Here is a 25,877-nt window from a genome sequence, read left to right as displayed (position 1 = left end):
AGAAAAATAGCTTTTAATTGCAATCTTTGTTATTTCTCTAGCTGAAAAATCATTGTTATATTGGTTCTTCATTCAAATAAAGAGGGTTTTAACAATGACCAAAAAGCGGATTCGTTATAATGGTTATGAACTTGCATGCTGTTTTTAATTAAACTCATCGTGATCATACAGTTCAAGCCAATTTTAAACAGTGGGGGAAATTGGCTTAATTCAAATTAATCTAAGAAAAAAATACTGATTATTTAGGATAAATTATATAAAAATTTTAGAGAACCTAGAGGTTCTCTTTTTTATTTAGAGTCTTCAATTTCTTTGACTGCATTATAGACAGCAATTGGTTCGATATTTAATAACTTTTTACCAAAACTTCTTAGCCACCAAACGAGCTGAGATGTAAAAGGAACATTTGCTGAGACTTCAACAATATTTTCTTCTAATGGCGTGATGATCTGGTCTTTACTTAACTGACTTTCATAAAAGCTTTTGGCTGTATTCTCAGTCATTGTGAGCTTAAGCAGAATTTGTTCAGTCGGTTTACTGTAATCGACACGGAAACCTAATGCACCAGAGTCAATATAATGATCAATGTCAAAATTTACAGGATGTAAGGCACGGCTTTCTAAAACGGTCGCTGCTTTAAAACGGTGCAGCGCAAAAGTTTGGACATCAGTTTTATCATTTCGCGTGCAAATCAGATAAATAACAGCACCTCTTTGAACCAAAGCGAGTGGATTCAAAATATACGTTTTATCTTCGCCTTGGTTTGTTCGTGCGCTATAAATACACTCAATTTGTTTATCTTGCAAAAGACCTTCATAGATCGCTTGTTGAGCTAGTTTATCGACCATTGGTGGAATGAGTGGTTGATTGGCAGGCACAATACGAACGCGATTGATCCATTGTCGAACGTTGTTTTGAGTCGATAAACTGCGTTTTGCAAGGTCGAACCAAGGCATCATTTCTTCGAGTAAACTTGGCGGTAGCAAATGTCTTAGGTGTTCCTCAACCATCATAAACGTAACGGCTTGAGAGCTAGTCATATGTGGCAAGCTTTGAATTGGTGCATCTGAGCGCCAGCGCCAACCTTGAGGAACTGTTTTGTTACTTTCGATTGGAAAGCGTTGTGCAATTTGATTTAGATCACGTTGAATGGTGCGCAAACTAATATCGATCCCTTCTCGTTCTAATATTTCTTGAAGTTCACGTGTTCCCATCCATTTCCCTGTCGAGAGACGAGATAAGATTTGCCATTGGCGATAAAGACTATTGGATGTTTCTTTTTCTTGTGCAGATGACATATGCGTAATAAATAATTCAATGCTCTAAAGCACACACAATAAAAAAACTATTGGCATTTGGCAAGCGCATCATATCGAGATTACGTATTTACGACTGAAACGTGGGCAGCTTTGGAGGAGTATGTTTAGGCTGTATAAAAAATATCCATCAGATATAAGTGGCATCGAAATTGCTTTGCTAGTTATATAAATAAATGATGAGACGAGGTTTCTATGTCAGAACAAGAACACAACCTACATGTCAGCACAGATTATTATGCGCCAGATCAAACGGCTGCAGCAGTATCAGTACATTCGTCTACATTTATTCAACAGCTCAATGTCACACCAAATTTATTTGAGCAACTCAAATCGCAATTTTTCAACGAAATGTTAGACGATAAAAGTATTAACGGTGAAGCTTCTAAAAAGATTGAACAATGGTTAAGTCTGCGTAGTTTGGAGGATCTTAAATTACTTGGTGCACAAGCGAAACAACATTTTCTCTATCAAGGTATTACATTCAACGTTTATGGTGATCATGAGGGCACTGAAAGAACGATTCCTTATGATTTAATTCCAAGAGTGATTGAAAAGAAACAATGGGAAAAAATTTCAACAGGCTGTGCACAACGTGTCAAAGCATTGAATCTATTTTTAGATGATATTTACCATCAACAAAACATTCTAAAAGATGGTTTGATTCCAGCAGCTCAAATCATGTCGCATGAAGCATTTCAGCCACATATGTTGAAGCATAATCTAAAAGGTAAGATTTATTCGCAAATTAGTGGGATTGATATTATTCGAGACCGTCAGGGTGATTTTTTTGTACTGGAAGATAATTTAAGAACACCATCTGGGGTGTCTTATATGATCGAAAGCCGCAAAATCAGCCAAACACTCATGCCTGATTTATGTTCTAGTAATAATTTACAGGGGATTGAGCAATATCCAACTTTACTAAGAGAAGTTTTAGCAGAGAATGCACATGTCGATAATCCATTGATTGTTGTCTTAACACCAGGACGTTTTAATAGCGCTTATTATGAACATGCATTTCTGGCCCGTGAAATGGATGTTCCACTAGTGACAAGTCGAGATTTATTTGTTGAAAATGATCATGTTTTTGTGAAAACAGTTCGTGGCCGTCAGCAAGTGGATGTGATTTATAGACGTTTAGATGATGATTTCTTAGACCCTTTAACTTTTAGACCTGATAGCACGCTTGGGGTTGCAGGGCTGATGTCTGCTTATCTGCAAAATAATGTGGTGATTGCAAATGCACCGGGAACAGGTGTGGCAGATGATAAGTCGATTTATCCTTATGTTGATCAAATGATTCAATATTATTTGGGTGAAAGTCCAATTCTAAATAATGTGCCAACTTATCAATGTCGTGATGCTGAGCATTTGGATTATGTATTAAATAACTTAGAAAAATTAGTTGTTAAAGAAGCTCAAGGGTCTGGTGGTTACGGTATGTTGATTGGTCCTCAAGCAGACCAAGAGCAAATAGAAGCATTTAGACAGAAAATTATTGAGTCGCCATGTCTTTATATTGCTCAGCCGACATTAGCACTTTCTGTCGCACCGACTTTAACAACGGAAGGTGTTGCTGAAAGACATATTGATTTGCGTCCTTTTGTATTGAGTTCTCCTTATCGTACTGAGATCGTGCCGGGTGGATTGACCCGTGTTGCAATGCAAGCAGGCTCTCTAGTTGTAAATTCCTCTCAAGGTGGCGGAATTAAAGATACATGGGTTGTTGAAACACTACGATCTTAGAATATTCCACATGGAACTTCAGCTTAAACACTTATTTAAACATGAGTGAGTGTTTAGGTCTTTTATTAACGATAAGGGAGGGCATTTATGCATTTACTCAGCTCAAGCGCACAACATATTTATTGGTTAGGACGTTATTTATTTCGCATCGGTTATGTGGCTCAACATTTGCCTTTTACAAATGACCAGCAAGCCGAGACATTTGCTCAAGCATTATGTTTACATATTGATGATGCTGAAAATTTGAATCAGTTTATGCTTGATTCACAACAACCATATTCGTTAATCAGTCAGCTTGAGATCGCTAGAGATAATATTCAAGAACTAAGAGGTCTTTTAACTGCAAAAGCTTATGCAGAGTTGAATCATTTAATCAAAAATGTGAAGTGTGAGGCTGAAAATATTCGTGCAGTAATTGATGATTGCTGTGAAATTCTAAAAGCTGAACAGCCAGATATATTTTTATTTTTTTATTTAGGACAAAGCATAGAGCAAATAGATACTTATTTTCGATTCGAACATAATATTCACAATGTATTAGAAACAGTTGATCCAGTTGTTGTTCAGTTATATGACTTAGGATGGCAAGACTTGCAAAGCAGTTGGGATATTCTAAAAAATCAACCTTATGTGAACCAGTTCTATGCCTTTACATACCAGCTAGAAAATCAATTTGAGGTATACGCATGAAGCTGATGGTGAATCATCAAACGCATTATCGTTATACTCAGATTGCACGAAATAGTGTGCAGTCGATTAAGATGATGCCTCAGAGTTCGAGGCATCAGACGATTGAAAACTGGCATATTAGTGTTCCTGGAGAATATTCCTGTAAAAGAGATGCTTTTAATAATTTATGGATTACGGCAACTCAACGACATGATTACCGCTACCTGACGATTATGGCGCAGGGAATAGTTGAGCTTTTTGACACCGAACTTGGTTTTTTTGAAATTGATGTTTCGCCTATGTTGTTTCTACAGCGTACTGCGATGACACATTGTGATTTAATGATGTTTGATTTTGCGCAATCGATAGTCAAAATTAAAGATCGTCAGCACTTGATACTTTTATCAGAAAAAATATTGCAACAAATGCCATATCAGCCTGAGAGTACTTCAGTGACTACCGCGGCGATTGATGCATTTTATGCAGGTCAGGGGGTCTGCCAAGACCATGCACATGTGTTTATCGCTATGTGCCGTGCCTTACAGATACCAGCTCGTTATGTTTCTGGTTATTTATATGACCAGAACCAACCACACCTCGCCAGTCATGCATGGGCGGAAGCTTTTATTGAAAATGAATGGTATTGTTTCGATATTAGTAACCAGATATTTACGCCTCAAAATCATATCTATGTTGCGGTTGGTCGAGATTATCTCGATGTCGCACCAGTACGTGGTGTGCGTGAGCAAGGCGGAGTAGAAAGTATGATGTCTGTGGTTCAGGTTTTAGCTTGTTGAGTGTAAAGAGAGAAAGATGACCTATTGTTGTGCATTAAGATTAGAGCAAGGTTTGGTATTGATTAGTGATACTCGGACGAATGCAGGGGTCGATCATATATCTGTTTTTCGTAAATTACATACCTTTGGCGTTGAAGGTGAACGATTTATCGCGCTACAAACAGCGGGTAATCTAGCAACAACACAGGCCGTTATTGGGCATTTACAAAATGCTTTGGCCTTAGATCAAGAGCCTAATTTATATACCGTAAAAACAATGTTTGAAGTTGCAGAACTTGTCGGTAAAACATTACGTAAAGTTTTAGAAGACATCACGACAGATACGCAAGAGCAAATGAATTATTCTTGCAGTATTTTGGTAGGTGGCCAAATTAAAGGAGAGGACATGGAGCTTTATAATGTCTATCCTCAAGGGAATTTTATTTGTGCGACAACAGATACACCATATTTTCAGATCGGTGAAAGTAAGTATGGCAAACCTATTTTAGATCGTGCTTTACATTTTACAATGCCTCTAGATGATGCATTGCGCTGTACATTGATTTCTTTTGATTCGACTCTACGATCAAATGTTTCTGTTGGGCTGCCTTTAGATGTCTTGGTGTATCATAAGGATAGTTTCTTGATTCCAGAAGGTAAAAGGATCAATGAGGAAGATCCTTATTTTAGTCAAATTAGCAAGCAATGGTCTGAGACATTAAGACGTGGTTTGCAGGAATTGCCAAAGCCAACTTCGGATTATGGTTTGTAAAACTAAAAATCCAAGCAATTGCTTGGATTTTTTCAATATTCTTATTTCAATTTTCGCACTGGTCGGTTACTCAGTCTGCATAGTAGCTCATAACCAATAGTACCGTTTGCAGTCGCAACATCATCCACTAAGCGAGTATTTCCCCAAAGTTCGACTTGAGTGCCTATTTCAGCTTTAACCTGACTGATATCAATTGCAATCATATCCATGCTTACTCGCCCTACAATAGGAACAAGTTGCTGATGAATCGCAACAAAGTTAGGGTGAATAAATGCTCGTGGATAGCCATCCCCATAGCCAATTGAAACTATGGCAATATCAGCATTTTGTGTAGCAGTATAAGTAGAACCATAGCCTACATATTCGTCCTTCTGGATATGATTCAGTGCAATAATTTCTGCACTAAAAGTCATCACTGGCTTTAAGTCTAGATCGTGCACAGTTTTTTCTGCAAATGGGCTCGCACCATAAAGCATGATACCTGGGCGGACATAATCAAAATGTAGCTCTGGATATTTATAGATTGCAGCAGAATTACAGCATGAAGCAAGGATGGGTTCACAAGCCTGTTTTACAGATAAAAACTGTTCAATTTGCTGCTGATTGAGTGGGTGATCTGCATCAGCATTGGCAAAATGCATAGCCAATACACAGGTGAATCCTTCAGCTTTTAAGCATTGAATAACATCAATAATTTCATTTATTTTAAATCCTAGGCGATTCATACCACTATTGAGTTTGACCCAAACCTTTAAGCCTAAAGCGTTATAAGCTTGTTTATGAGCCAATAGCCACTCAACTTGCTGACGATGATGAACGATACATTCCAGTTTATGCTCAATCACTTGCGTCATTTCATCTTCAGAAAATATGCCTTCAATCAAGGTAATGGATTGTTGATAACCTAATCGCCTGATTTCTAAAGCTTCCTCTAAGCAGGCGACACCAAAGGCATCAGTGGTATTTAAGGCGGCTAAGCAGTTTTTGACTCCATGTCCGTAAGCATTGGCTTTTACCATACTTACAATCTTTGAATGTGGTGCAAGTTGTTTGACACGGTTTAAATTATATTGAAGTGCCTGACTATCAATATAAACTGTTGCTTGGCGCACCCTGAGTACTCCTTTGGGACAGCTTGGGAAGATATATAACAGCTAAAAATTAAAAATTATTCCTCGTCATCATATTGAGCATAGAACTCAGGCGAGAGATTACTAAAACGCGTATATTGACCTTCAAAGGCAAGACGAACAGTACCAATCGGACCGTTACGTTGTTTACCGATAATGATTTCTGCTGTACCAGCTTCTTTTGATTCTTTGTTATAGACTTCATCACGGTAGATGAACATGATTAAATCGGCATCCTGCTCGATCGCTCCTGATTCACGTAAGTCTGACATAACAGGGCGTTTGTTTGGTCGGTTCTCTAGACTACGGTTAAGCTGTGAAAGTGCAATCACAGGACAATTCATTTCTTTGGCCAAAGCTTTAAGGCTTCGTGAAATTTCAGAAATCTCGCCGACACGGTTGTCGCCCATACCTGGAACTTTCATCAACTGTAAATAATCGACCATGATGCAGCCAATTTTACCGTCATGCATTTTTGCAATACGACGTGCACGAGAACGTACTTCTGTTGGTGGTAGTGCTGAGGAATCATCAATATACAAATGCTTTTCTTGAAGTTGAAGAATCGTACCTGTAACTTTTGACCACTCATCACCATCAAGTTTCCCTGAACGTAAATGTCCTTGGTGAACTTTGCCGTAAGAAGAAATTAAACGCATCGCAATGGAGTCGGCTGGCATTTCCATTGAATAAACCAGTGCGGGTAAATTACAGTTGAATAAAACACTTTCAACTAAGTTCATCGCAAATGTTGTTTTACCCATAGAAGGACGTGCAGCAACAATAATCAAGTCACCTGCTTGCATACCATAGGTTTTATTATCTAGTTCAAGGAAACCTGTAGAAAGACCTGTGATATTGCCATCCATTTTGGATAGTTCATCCAGTTTGCTAATCACATCAGCAGTAACGGAGCTAATTGATTTAGGGCCAGCATCCTTTTTATTGTTATTGTGCTGTTCTGCTAACGAAAAAATATTGGTTTCAGCTAAATCTAAAATTTCACTGACAGGTCGACCTTTCGTATCATAAGCATTTTGTAAAATATCACTACTGACTTTAATCATGCTGCGTAGGGTTGAGAATTCTTTAATTTTATTGGCATAGGTTTCCAAGTTATAAAAACTTGAAGGGGAGTCTGCCATGAGTTGCATTAAATATTCTTCACCACCAATTGCATCTAATAGGTTTTGCTTGAGCAACCAGTCATTAACGAGTACAGCATCATAAGGTGAGTTTTCTTGAGCAAGCTTTTCAATTGCGCGATAAATATATTTGTGGCGAGTCGCGTAAAAATCATTTTCTTTGAGTAAATCACCCACTTGCTCAAATGATTCTGCAACAGTCATTAGTGCTGCTAAAACTGCTTGTTCAATTGCAAGGTTATGGGGGGGAGTCCTGAATTCTTTGAGTTGACCTGAGTCATTCACTTTACTCTCTGTGTTGGGAGTATTTTTTGCAAAATTGGCATTTGCCTGTGACATAACTAGACCTAATAAAAAAATGAAACCGTAAATGAATGACTATCTTAATCCAAATGGATTCAAACAGGAGGGTTTAATTGGAATAAAATTGTTTAATTGGTGAAAAAGTACAGCCTAAATTTTAGGCATAAAAAAAGAGCATGTAAAACATGCTCTTTTCTTTGCAGAAATTACTCAGATACGATAGTAACGAGAACTTCAGCAACAACATCATGATGCAATTGGATTGCGATGTTGAATTCACCAGTGTGGCGAAGCGCACCGTTTGGTAAACGAACTTCTGCACGGTCAACAACAAGACCAGCATTAGTTAAAGCATCAGCGATGTCACGAGTACCGATAGAACCGAATAGTTTACCTTCGTCACCAGCTTTAGCAGTGATCACGATGTTAACTTCGTTCAATTGTTCAGCACGTGCATTCGCAGCAGCTAATACTTCAGCTTCTTGTTTTTCAAGTTCAGCACGACGAGCTTCAAATGCAGCAGTGTTTGCTTCAGTTGCAGCTACAGCTTTACCTTGAGGGATCAAGAAGTTACGACCGTAACCAGCTTTAACTGATACTTTGTCGCCTAATTTACCAAGGTTCTTAATGCGTTGTAATAAGATAATATCCACGGCTCAACCTCACTTATGATTGTCAGTGTAAGGAATCAAAGACAAATAGCGAGCTTGTTTAATTGCTAACGCTAATTGACGTTGATAACGAGCTTTAGTACCTGTAATACGGCTAGGAACAATCTTGCCGTTTTCAGTGATGTACTGTTTCAAAGTGTCAATATCTTTGTAGTCGATGTACGCAACATTCTCAGCTGTAAAGCGGCAGAACTTGCGACGACGGTAAAAACGTGCCATTGATGTTCTCCTTATTCAGCTTCTTGAACTGCTTGTTGTGCTTCTTCACGTTGAGCTTTACGCGCACGTTTTTCTTCAGCACTCTTAGCAAGTAAAGATTCTTCAGTAATTGCGTTTTCACGACGGATGATGATGTTACGAATGATTGCGTCGTTATAACGGAATAATTCTTCTAATTCATCAAGAGTCGTTTGACCACATTCAACATTCATAAGAATGTAGTGTGCTTTGTGAATTTTGTTAATTGGGTAAGCCAATTGGCGACGGCCCCAATCTTCTAAACGGTGAATTTGACCTTCAGCTTCTTTGATCTGAGAGATATAGCGTTCAACCATACCTACAACTTGATCGCTTTGGTCTGGATGTACCAATAGTACGATTTCGTAGTGACGCATTGTCAGCTCCTTACGGTTTAAGCAGCCCCTAAATATAAAAATTAGAAGCAAGGAGTCATAACTAAAAAAGTTATGTCGCAAATTGCGAAGCTGCGATTTTAGACACCTTTCACTAAAATCGCAAGTTAATTCATGTTTTTGATCGAAGCAAAAAGATCACATAGCCTTTAAAATTGGGATCGTTGGTGTATTTCACATCTTTTTGATAGCGACCACCTTGTACAAAACCAATTTTATAGGGCAGCTTTAAGGTCGAAATTCGCTTTAAGTATTGTGAATAATTCGGAATCGTGGTTGTGCCTTGATAGGTTTGAATAATTAACTCATTAATATTTTGTCTAAAAATAGCTAAGGTCGTTTGATCTTTAAAATTAGTCCAATCAAGCAAGCCAGTAATACTCAATTGATAGTTTTGTGGAAGTTTATGTCTCAGTTTTTGTAGAAAAAAGGCGTAATCCCTAAGGTTCTTGGTTTTACTATCAAAATCAATTTGAATACCAATGATATTGTTTCCTTGATTTTTCCACTGAGCGAGACGATTAAAAATATTTTGGTAGTCCTGTTCAGTCCAATTTAAATGATGAGTCCTAAACACTAACCAGATTTTTTGATGGGGGAGTTTTAAAACAGAAATACCTTGTGGAATAAGGATAGAACTTTGCTTTTGTTTAACGTAGCGAATCTCACCTTGTAAGATATAAAGCTCTTTTGCATTGATTAGATAAGGGGCGGTTTTAATGTCCCCCCAAATCCAGAAACTGTCAAAATTATTTGCATCAATTGTTGAAGTCGCTGACTGTGTGGGTTGGCATGCATTTATGCTAAACATGAGAAAGAAGCACGCAACAAGCTTTATTAACTTCAACATATTGATTTACCAATAATACTTCAGTGATTTTGCCCACGACGTATTTGGATACTCTTTTTTAATCCGATCAAACCAATTTTTTCGTGTTATTGAACTCACTTCAGCATCATTGCAATCATTTATTCCGCTTGGTGCATAACACTGTACAGCACGATAAAGAGCATAAGCTTGCAAGTCACCTTTTGATGAAGACTTGATAATGTCTTTATACACTTGCCCACGAGAAAAAATCTGTCCAGAAAAACTTGAATGTTGCTTTTCGGCGTAAGTAAGTTGCTGTAATGAATATCCTTGTTCACTCCGAATATATTCACCTAAACATACATTTAATAATGGATCTTTGGGTGAGGAAATGAGTTGTGTAATTAGCGTTTCAAGACGATTACATTTGAGTTGAGGCGTAATTGTTGTTCCATTCCATATAAATTGTGCAAATTCAGGCTTGTTTTTTAATTGTTCGTTTGAGCTGTTATAACCTTGGTATTGATCTGCATTTTTGGGCATGTAAGCATAAGTTTGTTTGAATAATGCATAGTCTTGGTGGGTTAAACTTTTACTTAACAGAGTAAACGTTGCAGCTTGTTTCTGATCAACCGTGCTTTTATCTGACTGGATAATCGCTTGTAAGCTTTTTGCGTCAGCAACTAGAGTAATAAAGTTTCTTTGAAGATTTGCTTGGCTAATTTTTGCAGTTTTACCAATAAATGCAGAATAGTCTTGTTTTGCATTCAGATGATTTGAGAGAGCGGTTTCAAAGAGCGATTTTTGATAGTTATCTTTTGCATGTGCAAGTAATTGTCCCCAGTAAGTTTCAGCAGTATTCTTTTGCCCAGTTTTTTCTAAAATTTGACCTCTCAAAAAAATCTGACTGAGTTGCAAATAGTTTTTAGCGGTATAACTTTCTTGTGGAAGATAACTAAGCGCTTCTTTGGCTTTATTTTGAATAAAGAATAGATGCGTCGCCTGTAAATATTGAAACAATTCCTGCTGATCTTTGAAGTAAGGCTTTTGAGCATTCAATTGTGTCCATGAAATTGGACGATATTGATCAGAGGATGATTTTCTCATATACATGAGATCATAGGTTGCCAAAAAGAATGGATCTTTGAGCTGTTTGGGATCGAAATTCCTACTTTCAAAAATACGGCGGTTAACTTCAGCAGGGAGTTGATTGACCGTTAGATTGTAAAACTTTGATTTTGGATTTTGGATTTGCCATACAATTTCATTAATCAGTAAATCTTGTCGTCCAGCAAGCCAAAAACCACGACGCATAAAACCACGGGCACTCGCGACATATTGCCCATTTGGATAGGTCTTTAAATAGGTGCTAATGTGATCTAAAAAGGCTTTTATGAGAGGGGCGTTAATTTTGTCTAAATTAACGTCGCCGTATTGATTCATGCCAGTTGCATAAGCGGCATTAAGCGATGTACGAATGAGCATATATTGCGAAGTTTCTTTTAGCCAAGCATCTTCAACAGTTGTAAGAACGGTATATATTTTAGTAGCTGCTACATAATTTGCTTTATAAAATAAAATGCTGGCATTGAGATAAGATGCATATTGCCTAGTGGTTACAGACCAATTTGGGTCTACCGCAATTAGCTCAATTTTGTCACCACATTGATCTACTTTTTCTCTCGCTTGAATCAAAATTTGTTTTTCATTTTCAGGAATTAATTTTTGTTTTTTTACTTGGGAAATAAAAATTTGTTTACCTGAACTTAATGTTGCGCAGCGTTCATCAAAAAACGTATCGTCACTATCAAGTTGTTTTCTTTGATTTGGAATTTTATTACTGACAACATAAGGGAAAGAAGAGGCTTCAAATGGAACTGAGCCATAAAAAGCATCCCATAAATTTGGATCAGCAGATAATGGTGCAATCGTTGCTAAGCCTGAATCGCTGAGCAATAACAACATATTGGTTTGATTATCATTGGCTGGGTAGAGAATGGGTAAATTGCTGCAAGATTGATATTCATTGCTATTCATAGCGAAATCAGGTTCACAAGTGATATCCGCACCTGCATATGCAATATGGCTATGATAAGCAATGAATGAAAAGCACGAATAAATGATAGCTTTTGAGATTAGATTTTTATGTAGATTCATTATGGTGATAAATATTAATTAATTATTCAGCAAAATGATAACAATAGAAGCAGAGAATAAAAAGATAGAGATATCCTCTATCTTTTTTAGAAAAGAGGGAACATAGGTGCAGGACTTTTGAAAGTAAAGCTAAAACTCAAACTGATCACAGTAATTAAAATTACTGAAAATAAGAAAAAGCGCTTTGCCCAAAGCTGATCATTTTCAGCTTTAAATCCTAAAACACCAATATAGAACCAATATGCGCATAATAAGTTACAGATCACCAAGAAAATAATATTGGTATATCCATAAAAATATAGTGCATTCATAGCAAGTGTAAATAAAACCACATAAATCAGTGATTCAATTTTTGTTCTAAGAATAGAACGTGCTACGGGTAAAATTGGTACACCTGCATTTTTGTAGTCATCAAAACGATAAATCGCGATTGCCCAAGAATGTGGCATTTGCCATAAGGCATATGCAACAAAAATCAACAAGGCCGCCATATCGAACTGATGCGTTACAGCCGTATAACCAATAACAGGAGGACTCGCTCCAGAAATACTACCAATGACGGTTTGATGGATTGTAGTACGTTTTGTCCACAAACTATAAAAACCGACATAGACAACAAAACCAATCACAGCGAATAAAAAAGCATAAGCATTCACATAGAACCAAAGAATGCTAAATCCAATCACACCTAAGACCAATGCATAAAACATCGCAACAGTAGGGGAAATCGTTTTTTTAACAAGTGCACGGTTCATGGTGCGTTGCATTTTTTGATCGATATCTTGATCAATTACATTATTTACGACACAACCAGAGGCAACCACAAAAGTTGTTCCAATCAGTGTAAGTAATAATAAGAGGCAGTCTATAGAGCCTTGGGCGGCTAAGAAGAAGCCGCCCAAGGTGGTAATAAAATTACCGAAGAGAATTCCTGGTTTAGTCAGGAATAAATACTTTTTCCACATGACAATCAGTTTAGATCATCATGTTGTAGTGTAAGTAATTCATAATCCACACAGAGCCGACTAAGAGTACAGCGATACATAAGATTGTGTAGATAAATGCAATAAGATTCCAGCGTTGTTCAGACGATGTATTCATGTGTAAGAAGTACACAAGTTGTACAAGAACCTGAGCAACAGCAGTGATTGCAATTACTGTAACTAAAATGCCACGACTGAAACCGCCAGCCATCACCATCCCGAAAGGGATGATGGTGAGGATAACAGATAGGATAAATCCAACAGTGTATTGCTTGAAGTTACCGTGTGATGCACCTGCAGCATTATGGTCATGACTACTCATTAGACAACTCCCAGTAAGTAAACGACGCTGAATACACAGATCCAAACGATGTCAAGGAAGTGCCAGAACAAGCTTAAGCAAGCAAGACGACGTGTATTCGGTAATGTCAAACCATTCTTTTTGATTTGATACATCAATACCAACATCCACACTAAACCAGAAGTTACGTGGATACCGTGTGTACCAACCAAAGTAAAGAACGATGATAAGAATGCACTGTGAGTTGGACCATGACCTGCGTGTACAAGGTGATGGAACTCATAGACTTCCATACCAATGAACGATGCACCGAAAAGGAATGTAATGAATAACCAAGTGATTACTTGATTTACATTCTTTTTATAAGATGCAAGTACAGCAAAACCAAAAGTAACCGAAGAAATCAATAAGGCAAAAGTTTCAGTAAGTACAAAACCTAATGACTCGCCAAATAATTCTTTTGGACTTGGTGTGCCCGGTGGAATATGACTACTTAATACAGCAAATGCGATGAAGAGTGATCCGAAAAGAATCAAGTCACTCATCAAGTATGTCCAGAAACCAAAGACCGTTAAGTCAGTATCATCATGTTCATGATGACCATCATGGCCGTGGTTGTCGTGATGAAGTACTTCAGCCATTTCCTTAGTCCTTCTTCAAGTGTTTTTCAAGTAACGCGTAGCGTTCATTCTCAATGCGCTCAACTTCAGCAGCAGGAACGTAGTAATCAACATTCTTAGTGAATGAGCTTACGATCAAGCTAACTACAGCAGCAACGAATGAAACAACGACAAGCCACCAAATATGCCAAATTAATGCAAAACCAAGAACAGTAATGAACATTGCAATGACGAAGCCCGCAGCACGATCAGTCGGCATGTGGATATCTTCATATTTAGTGTTACGCGCGTATGCTACACCATTTTCTTTGTCAGTCCAGAAACGGTCAACACCGCTAGCATCTGGTACATGCGCAAAGTTATAGAATGGAGCAGGAGACGAAGTCGCCCATTCAAGGGTACGGCTATCCCATGGATCGCCAGTATGGTCCATGTTGTCCTTACGTTGTAAGAAACCAACGATGATTTGCATTAAGAAACATGCAATACCAATAGCGATAAGAACAGCACCAAACAACGCAATTGCTAAGTATGGGTCCCACTCAGGGTTGTCATATGTATTCAAACGACGAGTCATACCCATGAAACCAAGGATATAAAGTGGCATGAATGCAAAATAGAAACCGATGAACCAGAACCAGAATGCAGCTTTACCCCATGCTTCGTTGAGCTTCCAACCAAACATTTTTGGCCAGTAGAAGATGATGCCGGCAAACATACCGAACACCACACCACCGATAATTACGTTATGGAAGTGAGCGATCAAGAATAATGAGTTGTGTACAAGGAAGTCCGCAGGTGGAACAGCCATAAGTACACCAGTTAAACCACCGATACCAAAAGTCACAAGGAAACCAAGTGTCCAAAGCATAGGTGTTGTATACGTGATACGACCCTTATACATAGTGAATAACCAAGAGAAGATTTTCACACCTGTAGGAATCGCAATAACCATGGTCATGATACCGAAGAACGCGTTAACGTTCGCACCAGCACCCATAGTAAAGAAGTGGTGAAGCCATACAACGAACGCAAGTACAGTAATCGCGATAGTTGCATACACCATAGACTTGTAACCGAACAACGCTTTACGAGAGAAGGTTGCAACGATTTCTGAGTAAAGACCAAATGCTGGTAATACTAAGATATATACTTCTGGGTGACCCCATGTCCAAATCAAGTTCACGTAAAGCATTGGGCTACCGCCAAGCTCATTTGTGAAGAAATGGAAGCCGAAGTAACGGTCTAAAGTAAGCATTGCAAGTGTACCTGTTAATACAGGGAATGATGCAATGATTAATACAGCCGTACAAAGTGAAGTCCACGTGAAAATAGGCATATCCATTAATTTCATGCCAGGTGCACGCATTTTGATGATGGTAACAAAGAAGTTAACACCAGATAAAAGCGTACCTAGACCAGAAACCTGTAATGCCCAGATATAGTAGTCAACACCAACACCAGGAGAATACTGAATACCAGAGAGAGGAGGGTAAGCCATCCAACCTGTTGCAGCGAATTCACCTAATACAAGTGAAACCATCATTAAGCCAGCAGCGCCTGCGAATAACCAGAAGCTTAAAGAGTTTAATAATGGAAATGCTACGTCACGAGCACCGATCTGTAATGGAACAGAAATGTTCATCATACCGACAACGAGACCCATTGCCACGAAGAAGATCATGATGACACCGTGCGCGGTGAAGATCTGGTCGTAGTGGTCAGGATGTAGATAACCTTCGCCGCCGCCTTTCGCGAGGAAAAGTTGTAGACGCATCATAATCGCATCTGCGAAACCACGCAAAAGCATGACAACAGAAACGATGATATACATGATACCGATCTTTTTATGGTCTACAGATGTAAACCACTCATTCCACAAATATCCCCATTTTTTAAAATAGGTGATACCGCCTAGCACTGCAATTCCACCAAGAGCCATCATGACCATGGTAACGAGTACAATCGGCTCTGTTGGGATAGAGTCCCAACCTAGTTTGCCAAAAATCATATCCATGTCTTATTCCCCTTGAGCAGCATGTTCAGCTGCAGCATGAGTTTCTGCCATTGCATGGCCAGCAGAGTGATCAGCACCGTGATAATTACTCATATAGTGGTTGATAATTGTTTCAAACAATTTTGGTTCAACTGAAGAGTAATAAGTCACTGGGTGTGGCTTGTTCGGGAACGGTTTCATAGCTTCGGCTTTAGCAAGAGCTTCTTCATCACCAGCAGCTTTAGCACGATTTACTAAAATCTCAATCTGGTGTTTAGAACGATCACCGTCTTTAAGTGTCGCTAATTCAGCTTGGTCAAGTATTCCTTTCTGAATTGCTTCAGGATTGATACTTGTGCCATTACCAGCCTTAACTGCTTCAACCCATTGTGCAAATTCTGGTTCAGTCACACTATGAGCTTTAAAGCGCATTTGAGAGAAACCGTAACCTGAATAGTTTGCAGAGAAACCGCGGAATACACCTGGTTCATCAGCTAATAGGTGAAGGTGAGTTTGCATACCCGCCATTGCATAGATCTGACCGCCTAACTGTGGAATGAAGAACGAGTTCATCGTAAAGTTAGAAGTGATCTTAAAGCTTACTGGTGTTTGTTCTGGGAAGCGTACTTCGTTTACCGTTGCAATGTTTTGCTCAGGATAGATAAAAATCCATTTAAACTGTTCAGCGACAGCTTGAATAGTCAATGGTGCTTTATCTGATTCTAACGGACGGTAAGGGTCGTACTTGTGGGAACCCCACCAAGTTAACCAAGCTAAAATACCAATAATAATGACAGGAACACCCCAAACAACGATCTCAATTGTCGTAGAGTGTGCCCAAGTAGGTTTATAGTCTGCCTCTTTATTCGATGCGCGATATTTCCAACCAAACCATAATGCCATTACGATTGATGGAATTACCACCAATAGCATTAAATAGATCGCAGTCATCATCAGGTTACTTTGACCTTGACCAACTGGACCTTTATTGTTTAGAAGTACCATATCACCGCCACACCCAGTCAAGAGTGCAGCCATCGTTGATAAAGACAATACAGCTAAAATCGTTTGTCTCATTTTACAACCTCGGTGAAGAGTCCCATTCCCTAATTAAATTATGGGATAGCGATTAAAGTGTCGCATGATTGATAAGAATTTTTTGTGAAATGCTTAGCAATCATGCGACACCGCTACGTTGTTGGGCATTATGCCTCATATTGAAAAAGTAAGCTACTCATAAAGTACCTTGAAATACTTGTTTTAAAACCCGATTTATATTGTAGGGATTGTCATGTAACTCTTGTTTTTTTCTATAGATATCAATTTAATATATAAAAAAAGAGGAATAATTCCTCTTTTTTTATAAATTTGTGATTACTGCTTAATCACTTTGGTTTTTGCCAATTTATCGTGCAATGTTTGACGATTTTTACTAAAGCCCAATGCATAATCGATAATCGTGATAAAAGGCATAAACAACATATTTAAAATAATGAATAAAACGCTTCTCAGCCAGAAAGCACGAATCACTGACACAGGAGTAGAAGTCTCAATATCAACAATCTTAATTTTTGCTAATTTTTTGCCAATACTTTGCCCGGATTTTGCGATAAAGAATGCTTGAATCATAAGCATGATAATCAAATAAGCAAACATACTCATCCATGCTTCATTTGGAATCAAGTGCATGACTTGTTGCTGTAGTTCGACTGCTTTAGTTGATGCAACTTCAGTCGCTTGCAATTGTTTTTGAATGTCGAATAATTCTTTGTACTGACTTTCATTAAAAAAGAAAGATGGAATTGCAAGCATAGGTAACCAAAGCATGAGATCCAAAACTTTAGCTAAGGCTCTAGAAGCAAAAGAAGCTAACTCAGGCACAGGTGCTTTCTGCTCAACTTTAATATTAAAAGCAGTATTCTCAGTTTCATTTTTAATTTGGGTACTGAAAGGTGAATAACCTACAGGTTCGTATACAAGTTTTCCTTGAGTTAATTCGCCAAGTGTTTTCCATTCGGTCATACCTTCATGCCAAACTAAGTCAGTGAGTAAGACTTGTTGGCTAGAAAGCATTTGGTTCACTTGTTCTAAACTATAAGGTCCAGCTTGTTGATTGTTACGAGCCAAGTAAATTTGCATAATTTAAAAATCTCAAAGACTAAAGATGAAAAAAGACCCCACGAAAGGGTCTTTTTTTAAAAAAGACTAGGCTTTCTTGATTTGCTCTTCTGCAAGGAAGAACCAAGTATCAAGCACTGAATCAGGGTTAAGTGACACAGATTCAATACCTTGTTCCATGAGCCATTTTGCAAGGTCAGGGTGATCAGATGGACCTTGACCACAGATGCCCACATATTTTCCAGCTTTACGGCAAGCATGAATTGCCATCGAAAGGAGAGCTTTTACTGCTGCATCACGCTCATCGAATAAGTGAGAAACGATACCAGAGTCACGGTCTAGACCAAGTGTTAATTGTGTTAAGTCATTTGAACCGATTGAGAAGCCATCAAAATGTTCAAGGAATTGTTCAGCCAATAAAGCATTGGTTGGTAATTCACACATCATAATAACTTTTAATCCGTTTTCACCACGTTTTAAACCATTTTGAGCAAGCAATTCGATAACACGTTTTGCTTCAGAAACAGTACGAACGAATGGAATCATGATTTGAACATTGGTTAAGCCCATTTCATCACGTACTTTTTTCAACGCACGACATTCAAGTTCAAAGCAATCACGGAAGTTGTCAGAAACATAACGACTCGCACCACGGAAGCCCAACATTGGGTTTTCCTCTTCTGGTTCGTAAAGCTTACCGCCGATTAAGTTTGCATATTCATTTGATTTGAAATCAGACATACGAACAATGACTGGTTTTTCAGCAAAAGCAGCAGCTAGAGTTGAAATACCTTCAACCAATTTTTCTACATAGAATTCGATTGGTGAAGAATATCCAGCAGTACGTGTCATTACAGCAGCACGAGTTTCACGAGGAAGACTTTCGATATTCAACAATGCTTTTGGATGCACGCCAATCATACGATTAATAATGAATTCAAGACGCGCAAGGCCAATCCCTTCATTTGGAATTTGAGCAAAGTCAAATGCGCGGTCAGGGTTACCAACGTTCATCATGATTTTGAACGGTAGTTGAGGCATTGAGTGAATAGAGTTACGTTGAACTTCGAAGTCTAACGCGCCTTCATAGATAAAGCCTGTATCACCTTCAGCACAAGAAACAGTCACTTCTTGACCATCAGTCAATACTTCTGTTGCGTTACCACAACCAACGATTGCAGGTACACCAAGTTCACGCGCGATAATCGCTGCGTGACATGTACGACCACCGCGGTTAGTTACAATCGCAGCTGCGCGTTTCATTACTGGTTCCCAGTCTGGGTCAGTCATGTCAGATACAAGTACATCACCGTCTTGTACTTTATCCATTTCTTTAATAGAAGTTACAACACGTACTTTGCCAGAACCGATACGTTGACCGATTGAACGACCTTCACAAATAACCGTACCGCGTTGCTTTAACAGGTAACGTTCCATTGTGCCAACATTTTGACGGCTTTTTACTGTTTCTGGACGTGCTTGAACGATATAGATTTGGCCATCATCACCATCTTTTGCCCATTCGATATCCATCGGTGAGCCATAGTGTTGTTCGATAATCAGCGCTTGTTTTGCGAGTTCATGTAATTCATGGTCGTTTAATGCAAATTGTTGACGTTCAGGTTTTTCAACATCAACAACAACAACTGATTTACCAGCAGCACCTTCTTCACCATAAATCATTTTTTGGTGTTTAGAGCCAAGGTTGCGACGTAAAACAGCGTGTTTACCACCATTTAAAAGTGGTTTTGATAAATAGAATTCGTCAGGGTTAACTGCACCTTGTACAACCATTTCACCCAAACCGTAAGATGCAGTAATAAATACCACATCACGGAAACCAGATTCTGTATCAAGTGTAAACATTACACCAGCAGCACCAGTTTCTGAACGAACCATACGTTGTACGCCAGCAGAAAGAGCAACAACACTGTGTTCAAAACCTTGGTGTACACGATAAGCAATTGCGCGGTCATTATATAAAGATGCAAATACTTCTTTGATCGCGATAAGAATGTTATCAATACCACGAATATTCAAGAAAGTTTCTTGTTGTCCTGCGAAAGAAGCATCAGGTAAATCTTCAGCAGTTGCTGAAGAGCGTACTGCAACAGCAATGTCTGGGTTGCCGTTTGAAAGTGCTGCGAAAGCCTCGCGAATTTCTTTTTCTAATGCGTTAGTAAGCGGCGTGTCTACAATCCATTTACGGATTTTGGCACCTGTTTCAGCAAGTGCAATAACATCATCTACGTTAAGTTGTGCAAGTTCAGCCTGAATGCGAGCGTTTAAACCGCTCTGATCCAAGAACTCACGATAGGCAGCAGCAGTAGTTGCAAAGCCGCCTGGTACCGATACACCAGCATTGGATAAATGGCTGATCATTTCACCCAAAGATGAGTTTTTCCCACCTACGAGTTCGACATCGTGTTTTCCTAATTTTTCCAGACCGATTACGCGCGCTTCCAAAGTATTTACTCCACTTTTTTTGCAGTATGAATGACCATCATTGGTATGAAATTATACGAAAGTGCTTAGAATTAGTGTTTTACTAAGCGACAGTCATGTTAGATGAGTTTACTATAAAGATTATAGAGCACTAAGACAAATGTTTAAGGAGAATTTTGATGCCCGAAAGTAAACAAATTAAACGGAGCGTATTCTTTATCTCAGATGGGACAGCAATTACAGCAGAAACCCTTGGACATTCACTACTTGCACAGTTTCCGAACGTTGATTTTGATATTCATATCATGCCGTATATTACAACTGAAGAAGCTGCAATGAACGTCGTTGCGGAGATTAATACTTGTCAAAATCGTGATGGCTCTTTGCCACTTGTTTTTGATACTTTGGTTGATCCTCATGTTCGTGAAATTATTAATACAGCTAAAGCCGTAAATTTGGATGTCTTCGAGGGATTAATTAGTAAGCTTGAACAAGAACTTGGAATTCCGCCAACAACTTTGGTTGGGCAAACCCATGCGGTAACCGATTCAGAATATTATAAAGCGCGTATTGATGCGGTTCATTTTGCATTAGATAACGATGATGGTGCTAGAACACGTCATTATGATAAAGCTGATATTATTTTAATTGGTGTGTCTCGTTCAGGTAAAACTCCAACTTCTATTTATCTGTCATTGCAATTCGGAATTCGTGTAGCAAACTATCCTTTGACGGAAGAAGACTTAGATGACAACCGTCTACCTAAAGTTTTGAAAGAGCATAAACATAAACTCTTTGGTCTGATGATTGATGCAGAACGTTTAGTTGCAATCCGCAATGAGCGTAAGGCAAATAGCCGTTATGCAAGTTTTAGTCAATGTCAAATGGAATTGCGAGCAATTGAAGGAATTTATATTTCTGAAGGCATTAAATACTTGAATGTTACTGAAATGTCGATCGAGGAAATCTCAACTCGTGTGTTGCAAATGACAGGTTTAAAACGTCGTATAGGTTAATGAATAATACGCTAATCAATTTTAATCACTTGGTTAGCGTTTTTTGTTTGTGTTGAATACGTAAATGATTCGTTATAAAACTTAGCATTCATCATCGAATGAGATATTAAAATTTTATAATTATTTGAAATTTAATTGGAAAAATTAAGTGATTTTAATTGCTTGTAATAATTCTATAAATAATGATAAATGGATCACATTTTGATATAATAATGGTGATTTAAATCTTGTTGTGAAATTGCCAGTATATAAATAATATTTCTGGCTCGTCGTCTTTTCAGTGGGGGCATTCCATCAGGAACCTAAACTTGCGGAGTTGAATGAGCAACATATGAATCTAGCTTCATCTTTACAATTTATTCATCAAATGAATGAAACTCAACAAAAAGTCTTCAATAGTATTCCAAGCTTAGTCTGGTTACTTACAGAGCAAGGCGATGCATATTTCTTTAATAAGATTAGTCAGGAATATCTTGGTTTTCATGAATCTGAATCTCTTGTAAAAGAATGGATGGAGTTGATTCATCTCGATGATTTAGATGTCTTCCAAAGTGAATGGTCTCAAGCATTACCATTAAAATCTCAAATACAGGTTGAATGTCGACTGAAGCATCATACTGGCGCGTATCGCTGGTTTTTAATTTCTGCAAAATTTGTAGAACAATGCTCAGATCAAGCAGGTTATTGGTTTGTGAATAGTGTTGATATTCATGAGACAAAACAATTTCAACAAAACCTCGTAAAATATATTCATGCCCAAACTAATATGTTGGATACCAGTGTTGACTGTATAAAACTGTTAGAAGTAGATGGATCTTTATTACATGTTAATAAGTCTGGTTGCGCTGCATTGAATATCCCCGAAAGTCATCATACTTTTGGGATGAAATGGATTGAACTTTTACCGCAGGAAATTCGAACAAAAGCAACTCGAGCACTAAAAATTGCATTGCAAGGTAAAACTGCTCGTTTCCGTGGTATGAGTGAAAATGGGCAAAAAATACAATATTGGGATAATTTACTCACACCGATTTTAAATGATCAAGGCCAAACGGAATGTGTATTGTGTATGTCTCGTGATGTGACAACACAAAGAGAAACCGAGATGCGCTTACGTATAGCTAGCGAGTTAGATGAGCTAACGGGTTTATACAATCGACGTTTCTTTAAATTACAACTTAAACGTTCATTACATAAGCATAAAGCCAATAAAAAATTAATGGGCTTAATGTTGTTGGATTTGGACTATTTCAAACACGTCAACGACACATTGGGTCATGCAGCTGGTGATCATTTATTGCGAGTTTTATCCAAACGTATTGAAAATATTCTCCCTGATAATACTTTTGTCGCGCGTTTAGGTGGGGATGAATTTGCTGTCGTTGTAAATGGTATTGATTCAGAAAGCGAGCTTGAGCGTATTGCAATTGAGGTTGGCAAACAGTTGGATGCACCTATTACTTATGCGGGAAATCTAATTAATGGCAGCATGAGTATTGGTTGTGCAATTTACCCACGAGACTCTAAAGACTCTGTTAATTTGATGAAATGTGCCGATACAGCTTTAAATGATTTAAAAGCGACAGGGCGCGGCGGTTTTAGAATGTTTAATCAACATATGCAGATCGCAGCTCAAAACATCGCAATTCAATTGAATGAAGCCCGTCATATTATTCGAGATGATCTGATTATTCCATTTTATCAGCCTAAAGTTCGTTTGAGTGATGGCAAAGTCGTTGGTTTTGAAGCATTACTTAGATGGCAAACTTCAGATCATCAAGTGCATTCCCCAAGTAATGTTGAACAAGCATTTCAAGATTATGCACTCGCTACAAAAATCAGTGATGCAATCCAAAATAAAGTCTTTAAAGATATGTCTATTTGGATGGAGCAAGGGCTTGAGATCGTGCCTATTTCGATTAATGCAGCACCAGTAGAGTTTCTAAAAGACAATTATGCTGAACGTTTATTGCATCGATTAAATTTATATAAGATTCCACATCATTTAATTGAGATCGAAATTACAGAGCATATATTGGATGATCGTGGTTCAGACTATGTTGTTAGAGCGTTAAACCTATTAAAACAACATGGTGTACGTATCGCACTGGATGATTTTGGAACAGGGCATTCTTCTTTAACAAGATTGAGAGATTATCCTGTAGATTGCTTAAAAATTGATTGTGATTTCATTCGAAGAATGAATCAGGATGAAGCTATCTTAGCAATTGTGCAGGCAATCGTAGCTTTAGGACCAAAACTTTCTTTAGATATTGTGGCAGAAGGAATTGAAAATACAGAACAATTAGAATTATTAAAAAGTTCTGGATGTACTATGGGACAGGGGTATTTGTTTAGTCAAGCCGTCAATATGCAACGTGCAAAACAAATGCTTACGCAGGCTATTTAAATGAAGACAGTTAGTTTTGTTATGAATAAGGCTTATTATTGATCAATAAGCCTTATTCATGATTTGAGTTTATGTGTTTTTAATATCCATTAGTAAGCTAAAGTTTTCTAAGCGCTTATCCGTATCGTAAATATCACAAGTAAAGATAAATTCATCAACATCGTATTGCGCAGCGATCTTTTCTAGACTTGTTTTGACTGTTTGTTGTGATCCAATTTGAGCCATTGCATAGAAGTTTTGAATCGCCATTTGTTCAGCACTTGTTGCTAAACCCTCAGTCGATTCAATAGGTGGTTTTAACTTTAAACTATGGCCACGAATTAAATTTAAAATACGTTGATACGAGCTGGTCGCTAGGTATTGAGCTTCTTCATCAGTTTTAGCTACAACAGAGGGGATTCCCATTGAAACATAAGGTTTATCTAGATATTCAGAGGCTTGGAAATTTTCGCGATATAGTTGAATCGCTTGACCTAGCATTCTAGGAGCGAAATGTGATGCAAATGAGTAAGGTAATCCTAGTTTAGCTGCGAGTTGTGCACTAAACAGACTAGAACCCAATAACCAAACTGGAACGTGAGTATTTTGCCCAGGCGTAGCAATGATTCTTTGGTTTGCTTGAGGTGCTTTAAAATACTGCAAAATCTCCATAACGTCTTGAGGGAATTGATCTTCAGTTTCTTGTCTTCCTCGACGTAAGGCTCTCATTGTTAACGGATCTGTTCCAGGAGCACGACCCAAACCAAGTTCAAATCGATTAGGATAAAGTGTGGCTAAAGTTCCAAACTGTTCTGCAACAACGAGTGGAGCATGATTAGGTAGCATAATGCCGCCCGAACCTAAGCGAATATTTTGAGTATGTGCAGCGATAAAGCCTAATAAAACTGCTGTAGCAGAACTGGCAATACCATCCATATTATGATGTTCTGCTAACCAAAAGCGCTCATAACCTAGTTTTTCAGCATGTTGCGCTAATTCAAGTGCATGTCTTAGAGAAAACTCGATACTTTTGTCATCTCTAACTGGAGCTAATTCTAAAATAGAGAACTTTAAATCTTGCAGTGATTTCATAATAAATACTCAATACTTTATATCGTAATAATACGATATGTGTGGAATTTTGTATATCGTTATTTTTCGATATTTATTCTGAAGTAATAAAAAAAGCACCCGTAGGTGCTTTGAGAAAAAATAGATTAACGGTTTTTATACCAACCGCGGTGCAAGCCATTGTCATGACGGTATTTATGACGAGAGTTCGAATTATAGTAGCGACGATCATCGTAAGAACGACGATTGTCATAGCGACGGTCATAACGATCATTATAACGACGATCAGCATCACGATCTTGACCAACTTTTTGACCTAATGCAGCTCCACCAGCAGCACCAATCGCAGCACCAATATAACCACCATTCGTGCCACCCATGTTACGACCAACGGTATATCCACCTACACCACCTAAACCACCACCGATAGCTGCTTCTGTACGATCTCGTTTATTACTTGATGCGGCGGCACCACCGGCACCACCGATTGCAGAACCAAGCATAGCGCCTGTTTGACCGCCAAGCTGCTGACCAATTGCTGTGCCAACCACACTACCTAAAGCTGAAGTCGCTGCAACGCGTGTAGAGTTATCAGCATGGGCAACATTCATCATTGAGGCAGTTGCTAAAATTGCACCACATAACCAAATATTCGATTTCATTGTGAAACTCCTTATCCATTGTTCTGGACAGCATTCTTTTTAACTTGATGCAAATGTAACAATACTTTTTAATGAAAATATGGAGTGCAATATCTGGAATGAGATAGTTTGACGATGCTTTTGTATGTGTTCTATTACAAGTGAA

23 protein-coding genes are annotated in these 25,877 nt (G+C 38.2%); 6 read left to right on the top strand and 17 right to left on the bottom strand.

What is annotated here, in order from left to right; translation table 11 throughout:
- Positions 1-290: 290 nt before the first annotated feature.
- Positions 291-1,298, bottom strand: a complete 1,008-nt coding sequence (locus ACF8D3_RS13345) for a YafY family protein (RefSeq protein ID WP_007478670.1) — start codon at positions 1,296-1,298, stop codon at positions 291-293.
- 213 nt (positions 1,299-1,511) lie between these two features.
- Between ACF8D3_RS13345 and ACF8D3_RS13340 the strand changes: the two genes are divergently transcribed.
- The 4 genes from ACF8D3_RS13340 to ACF8D3_RS13325 all read left to right on the top strand — a co-directional run bounded on the left by ACF8D3_RS13340 (position 1,512) and on the right by ACF8D3_RS13325 (position 5,282).
- Positions 1,512-3,065: a circularly permuted type 2 ATP-grasp protein gene (locus ACF8D3_RS13340; RefSeq protein ID WP_392471816.1), complete on the top strand. Its 1,554-nt coding sequence runs from the start codon at positions 1,512-1,514 to the stop codon at positions 3,063-3,065.
- Positions 3,066-3,152: 87 nt separating this feature from the next.
- Positions 3,153-3,755 carry an alpha-E domain-containing protein gene (locus ACF8D3_RS13335; RefSeq protein ID WP_392471814.1) on the top strand — a complete coding sequence of 201 codons (603 nt, stop codon included), beginning with the start codon at positions 3,153-3,155 and terminating at the stop codon, positions 3,753-3,755.
- Positions 3,752-4,531 carry a transglutaminase domain-containing protein gene (locus ACF8D3_RS13330; RefSeq protein ID WP_392471812.1) on the top strand — a complete coding sequence of 260 codons (780 nt, stop codon included), beginning with the start codon at positions 3,752-3,754 and terminating at the stop codon, positions 4,529-4,531. Before ACF8D3_RS13335 ends, ACF8D3_RS13330 begins: the two co-directional genes overlap by 4 nt.
- Before the next feature lie 16 nt (positions 4,532-4,547).
- A complete protein-coding gene (locus ACF8D3_RS13325) occupies positions 4,548-5,282 on the top strand; it encodes a proteasome-type protease (protein WP_004878630.1) in 735 nt (244 codons plus the stop codon).
- A 41-nt stretch (positions 5,283-5,323) separates the two neighbouring features.
- Here ACF8D3_RS13325 and alr read toward each other — a convergent pair whose 3' ends face one another.
- The 14 genes from alr to ppsA all read right to left on the bottom strand — a co-directional run bounded on the left by alr (position 5,324) and on the right by ppsA (position 20,615).
- Complete coding sequence (gene alr / locus ACF8D3_RS13320) at positions 5,324-6,394, bottom strand: alanine racemase (RefSeq protein WP_392471810.1); 1,071 nt, start codon at positions 6,392-6,394, stop codon at positions 5,324-5,326.
- Positions 6,395-6,450: 56 nt separating this feature from the next.
- Positions 6,451-7,896 carry a replicative DNA helicase gene (gene dnaB, locus ACF8D3_RS13315; protein WP_004878633.1) on the bottom strand — a complete coding sequence of 482 codons (1,446 nt, stop codon included), beginning with the start codon at positions 7,894-7,896 and terminating at the stop codon, positions 6,451-6,453.
- Positions 7,897-8,066: 170 nt separating this feature from the next.
- Complete coding sequence (gene rplI / locus ACF8D3_RS13310; protein ID WP_004878635.1) at positions 8,067-8,513, bottom strand: 50S ribosomal protein L9; 447 nt, start codon at positions 8,511-8,513, stop codon at positions 8,067-8,069.
- A 9-nt stretch (positions 8,514-8,522) separates the two neighbouring features.
- Positions 8,523-8,750 carry a 30S ribosomal protein S18 gene (rpsR, locus tag ACF8D3_RS13305; protein ID WP_000090661.1) on the bottom strand — a complete coding sequence of 76 codons (228 nt, stop codon included), beginning with the start codon at positions 8,748-8,750 and terminating at the stop codon, positions 8,523-8,525.
- Between the two features lie 11 nt (positions 8,751-8,761).
- Complete coding sequence (gene rpsF, locus ACF8D3_RS13300; protein ID WP_004878637.1) at positions 8,762-9,145, bottom strand: 30S ribosomal protein S6; 384 nt, start codon at positions 9,143-9,145, stop codon at positions 8,762-8,764.
- A 130-nt stretch (positions 9,146-9,275) separates the two neighbouring features.
- A complete protein-coding gene (locus ACF8D3_RS13295; protein WP_392471807.1) occupies positions 9,276-9,974 on the bottom strand; it encodes a DUF3142 domain-containing protein in 699 nt (232 codons plus the stop codon).
- 45 nt (positions 9,975-10,019) lie between these two features.
- Positions 10,020-12,131 (bottom strand): hypothetical protein, encoded by a 2,112-nt coding sequence (locus tag ACF8D3_RS13290; protein WP_392471806.1) that lies wholly within the window; start codon positions 12,129-12,131, stop codon positions 10,020-10,022.
- Positions 12,132-12,217: 86 nt separating this feature from the next.
- Positions 12,218-13,096 (bottom strand): heme o synthase, encoded by an 879-nt coding sequence (cyoE, locus tag ACF8D3_RS13285; RefSeq protein WP_004878642.1) that lies wholly within the window; start codon positions 13,094-13,096, stop codon positions 12,218-12,220.
- 10 nt (positions 13,097-13,106) lie between these two features.
- The gene (locus ACF8D3_RS13280; protein WP_004878644.1) at positions 13,107-13,436 is read right to left on the bottom strand and encodes a cytochrome o ubiquinol oxidase subunit IV; all 330 of its coding nucleotides are present in this window, start codon (positions 13,434-13,436) and stop codon (positions 13,107-13,109) included.
- Positions 13,436-14,056 (bottom strand): cytochrome o ubiquinol oxidase subunit III, encoded by a 621-nt coding sequence (cyoC, locus tag ACF8D3_RS13275; protein WP_004878646.1) that lies wholly within the window; start codon positions 14,054-14,056, stop codon positions 13,436-13,438. Before cyoC ends, ACF8D3_RS13280 begins: the two co-directional genes overlap by 1 nt.
- A 4-nt stretch (positions 14,057-14,060) precedes the next feature.
- Positions 14,061-16,052, bottom strand: coding sequence for a cytochrome o ubiquinol oxidase subunit I (cyoB, locus tag ACF8D3_RS13270; protein WP_004878648.1), 1,992 nt, complete (start codon positions 16,050-16,052; stop codon positions 14,061-14,063).
- A gap of 3 nt (positions 16,053-16,055) precedes the next feature.
- A complete protein-coding gene (gene cyoA / locus ACF8D3_RS13265) occupies positions 16,056-17,108 on the bottom strand; it encodes a ubiquinol oxidase subunit II (RefSeq protein WP_392471804.1) in 1,053 nt (350 codons plus the stop codon).
- 297 nt (positions 17,109-17,405) lie between these two features.
- Entirely contained in the window at positions 17,406-18,170 is a 765-nt protein-coding gene (locus ACF8D3_RS13260; protein WP_007478839.1) for an RDD family protein, read from the bottom strand.
- 66 nt (positions 18,171-18,236) lie between these two features.
- Complete coding sequence (ppsA, locus tag ACF8D3_RS13255; protein WP_004878653.1) at positions 18,237-20,615, bottom strand: phosphoenolpyruvate synthase; 2,379 nt, start codon at positions 20,613-20,615, stop codon at positions 18,237-18,239.
- A 158-nt stretch (positions 20,616-20,773) separates the two neighbouring features.
- Between ppsA and ACF8D3_RS13250 the strand changes: the two genes are divergently transcribed.
- Complete coding sequence (locus tag ACF8D3_RS13250) at positions 20,774-21,610, top strand: pyruvate, water dikinase regulatory protein (protein WP_004878655.1); 837 nt, start codon at positions 20,774-20,776, stop codon at positions 21,608-21,610.
- A 331-nt stretch (positions 21,611-21,941) separates the two neighbouring features.
- Entirely contained in the window at positions 21,942-24,020 is a 2,079-nt protein-coding gene (locus tag ACF8D3_RS13245) for an EAL domain-containing protein (RefSeq protein ID WP_392471803.1), read from the top strand.
- 69 nt (positions 24,021-24,089) lie between these two features.
- On the opposite strand, the gene ACF8D3_RS13240 is transcribed toward ACF8D3_RS13245, so the two are convergent.
- Both ACF8D3_RS13240 and ACF8D3_RS13235 read right to left on the bottom strand, forming a co-directional pair.
- Positions 24,090-25,091 (bottom strand): LLM class flavin-dependent oxidoreductase, encoded by a 1,002-nt coding sequence (locus tag ACF8D3_RS13240; protein ID WP_392471801.1) that lies wholly within the window; start codon positions 25,089-25,091, stop codon positions 24,090-24,092.
- A gap of 125 nt (positions 25,092-25,216) precedes the next feature.
- Entirely contained in the window at positions 25,217-25,732 is a 516-nt protein-coding gene (locus tag ACF8D3_RS13235) for a glycine zipper 2TM domain-containing protein (RefSeq protein ID WP_007478843.1), read from the bottom strand.
- Positions 25,733-25,877: the final 145 nt, after the last annotated feature.

Source organism: Acinetobacter sp. YQ_14 (genome assembly GCF_043102985.1).
Lineage (GTDB): Bacteria > Pseudomonadota > Gammaproteobacteria > Pseudomonadales > Moraxellaceae > Acinetobacter > Acinetobacter venetianus.
Note: the sequence above shows the minus strand (reverse complement) of the source record. Positions and strands in the feature narration are given on the sequence as shown.

Coding starts and splice junctions, on each gene's coding strand:
- ACF8D3_RS13345 (WP_007478670.1), bottom strand. CDS start 1,298: ATGTCATCTGCACAAGAAAAAGAAACATCCAATAGTCTTTATCGCCAA.
- ACF8D3_RS13340 (WP_392471816.1), top strand. CDS start 1,512: ATGTCAGAACAAGAACACAACCTACATGTCAGCACAGATTATTATGCG.
- ACF8D3_RS13335 (WP_392471814.1), top strand. CDS start 3,153: ATGCATTTACTCAGCTCAAGCGCACAACATATTTATTGGTTAGGACGT.
- ACF8D3_RS13330 (WP_392471812.1), top strand. CDS start 3,752: ATGAAGCTGATGGTGAATCATCAAACGCATTATCGTTATACTCAGATT.
- ACF8D3_RS13325 (WP_004878630.1), top strand. CDS start 4,548: ATGACCTATTGTTGTGCATTAAGATTAGAGCAAGGTTTGGTATTGATT.
- dnaB (WP_004878633.1), bottom strand. CDS start 7,896: ATGTCACAGGCAAATGCCAATTTTGCAAAAAATACTCCCAACACAGAG.
- rpsR (WP_000090661.1), bottom strand. CDS start 8,750: ATGGCACGTTTTTACCGTCGTCGCAAGTTCTGCCGCTTTACAGCTGAG.
- rpsF (WP_004878637.1), bottom strand. CDS start 9,145: ATGCGTCACTACGAAATCGTACTATTGGTACATCCAGACCAAAGCGAT.
- ACF8D3_RS13295 (WP_392471807.1), bottom strand. CDS start 9,974: ATGTTTAGCATAAATGCATGCCAACCCACACAGTCAGCGACTTCAACA.
- ACF8D3_RS13290 (WP_392471806.1), bottom strand. CDS start 12,131: ATGAATCTACATAAAAATCTAATCTCAAAAGCTATCATTTATTCGTGC.
- cyoE (WP_004878642.1), bottom strand. CDS start 13,096: ATGTGGAAAAAGTATTTATTCCTGACTAAACCAGGAATTCTCTTCGGT.
- ACF8D3_RS13280 (WP_004878644.1), bottom strand. CDS start 13,436: ATGAGTAGTCATGACCATAATGCTGCAGGTGCATCACACGGTAACTTC.
- cyoC (WP_004878646.1), bottom strand. CDS start 14,056: ATGGCTGAAGTACTTCATCACGACAACCACGGCCATGATGGTCATCAT.
- cyoB (WP_004878648.1), bottom strand. CDS start 16,052: ATGGATATGATTTTTGGCAAACTAGGTTGGGACTCTATCCCAACAGAG.
- cyoA (WP_392471804.1), bottom strand. CDS start 17,108: ATGAGACAAACGATTTTAGCTGTATTGTCTTTATCAACGATGGCTGCA.
- ACF8D3_RS13260 (WP_007478839.1), bottom strand. CDS start 18,170: ATGCAAATTTACTTGGCTCGTAACAATCAACAAGCTGGACCTTATAGT.
- ACF8D3_RS13250 (WP_004878655.1), top strand. CDS start 20,774: ATGCCCGAAAGTAAACAAATTAAACGGAGCGTATTCTTTATCTCAGAT.
- ACF8D3_RS13245 (WP_392471803.1), top strand. CDS start 21,942: ATGAATCTAGCTTCATCTTTACAATTTATTCATCAAATGAATGAAACT.
- ACF8D3_RS13240 (WP_392471801.1), bottom strand. CDS start 25,091: ATGAAATCACTGCAAGATTTAAAGTTCTCTATTTTAGAATTAGCTCCA.
- ACF8D3_RS13235 (WP_007478843.1), bottom strand. CDS start 25,732: ATGAAATCGAATATTTGGTTATGTGGTGCAATTTTAGCAACTGCCTCA.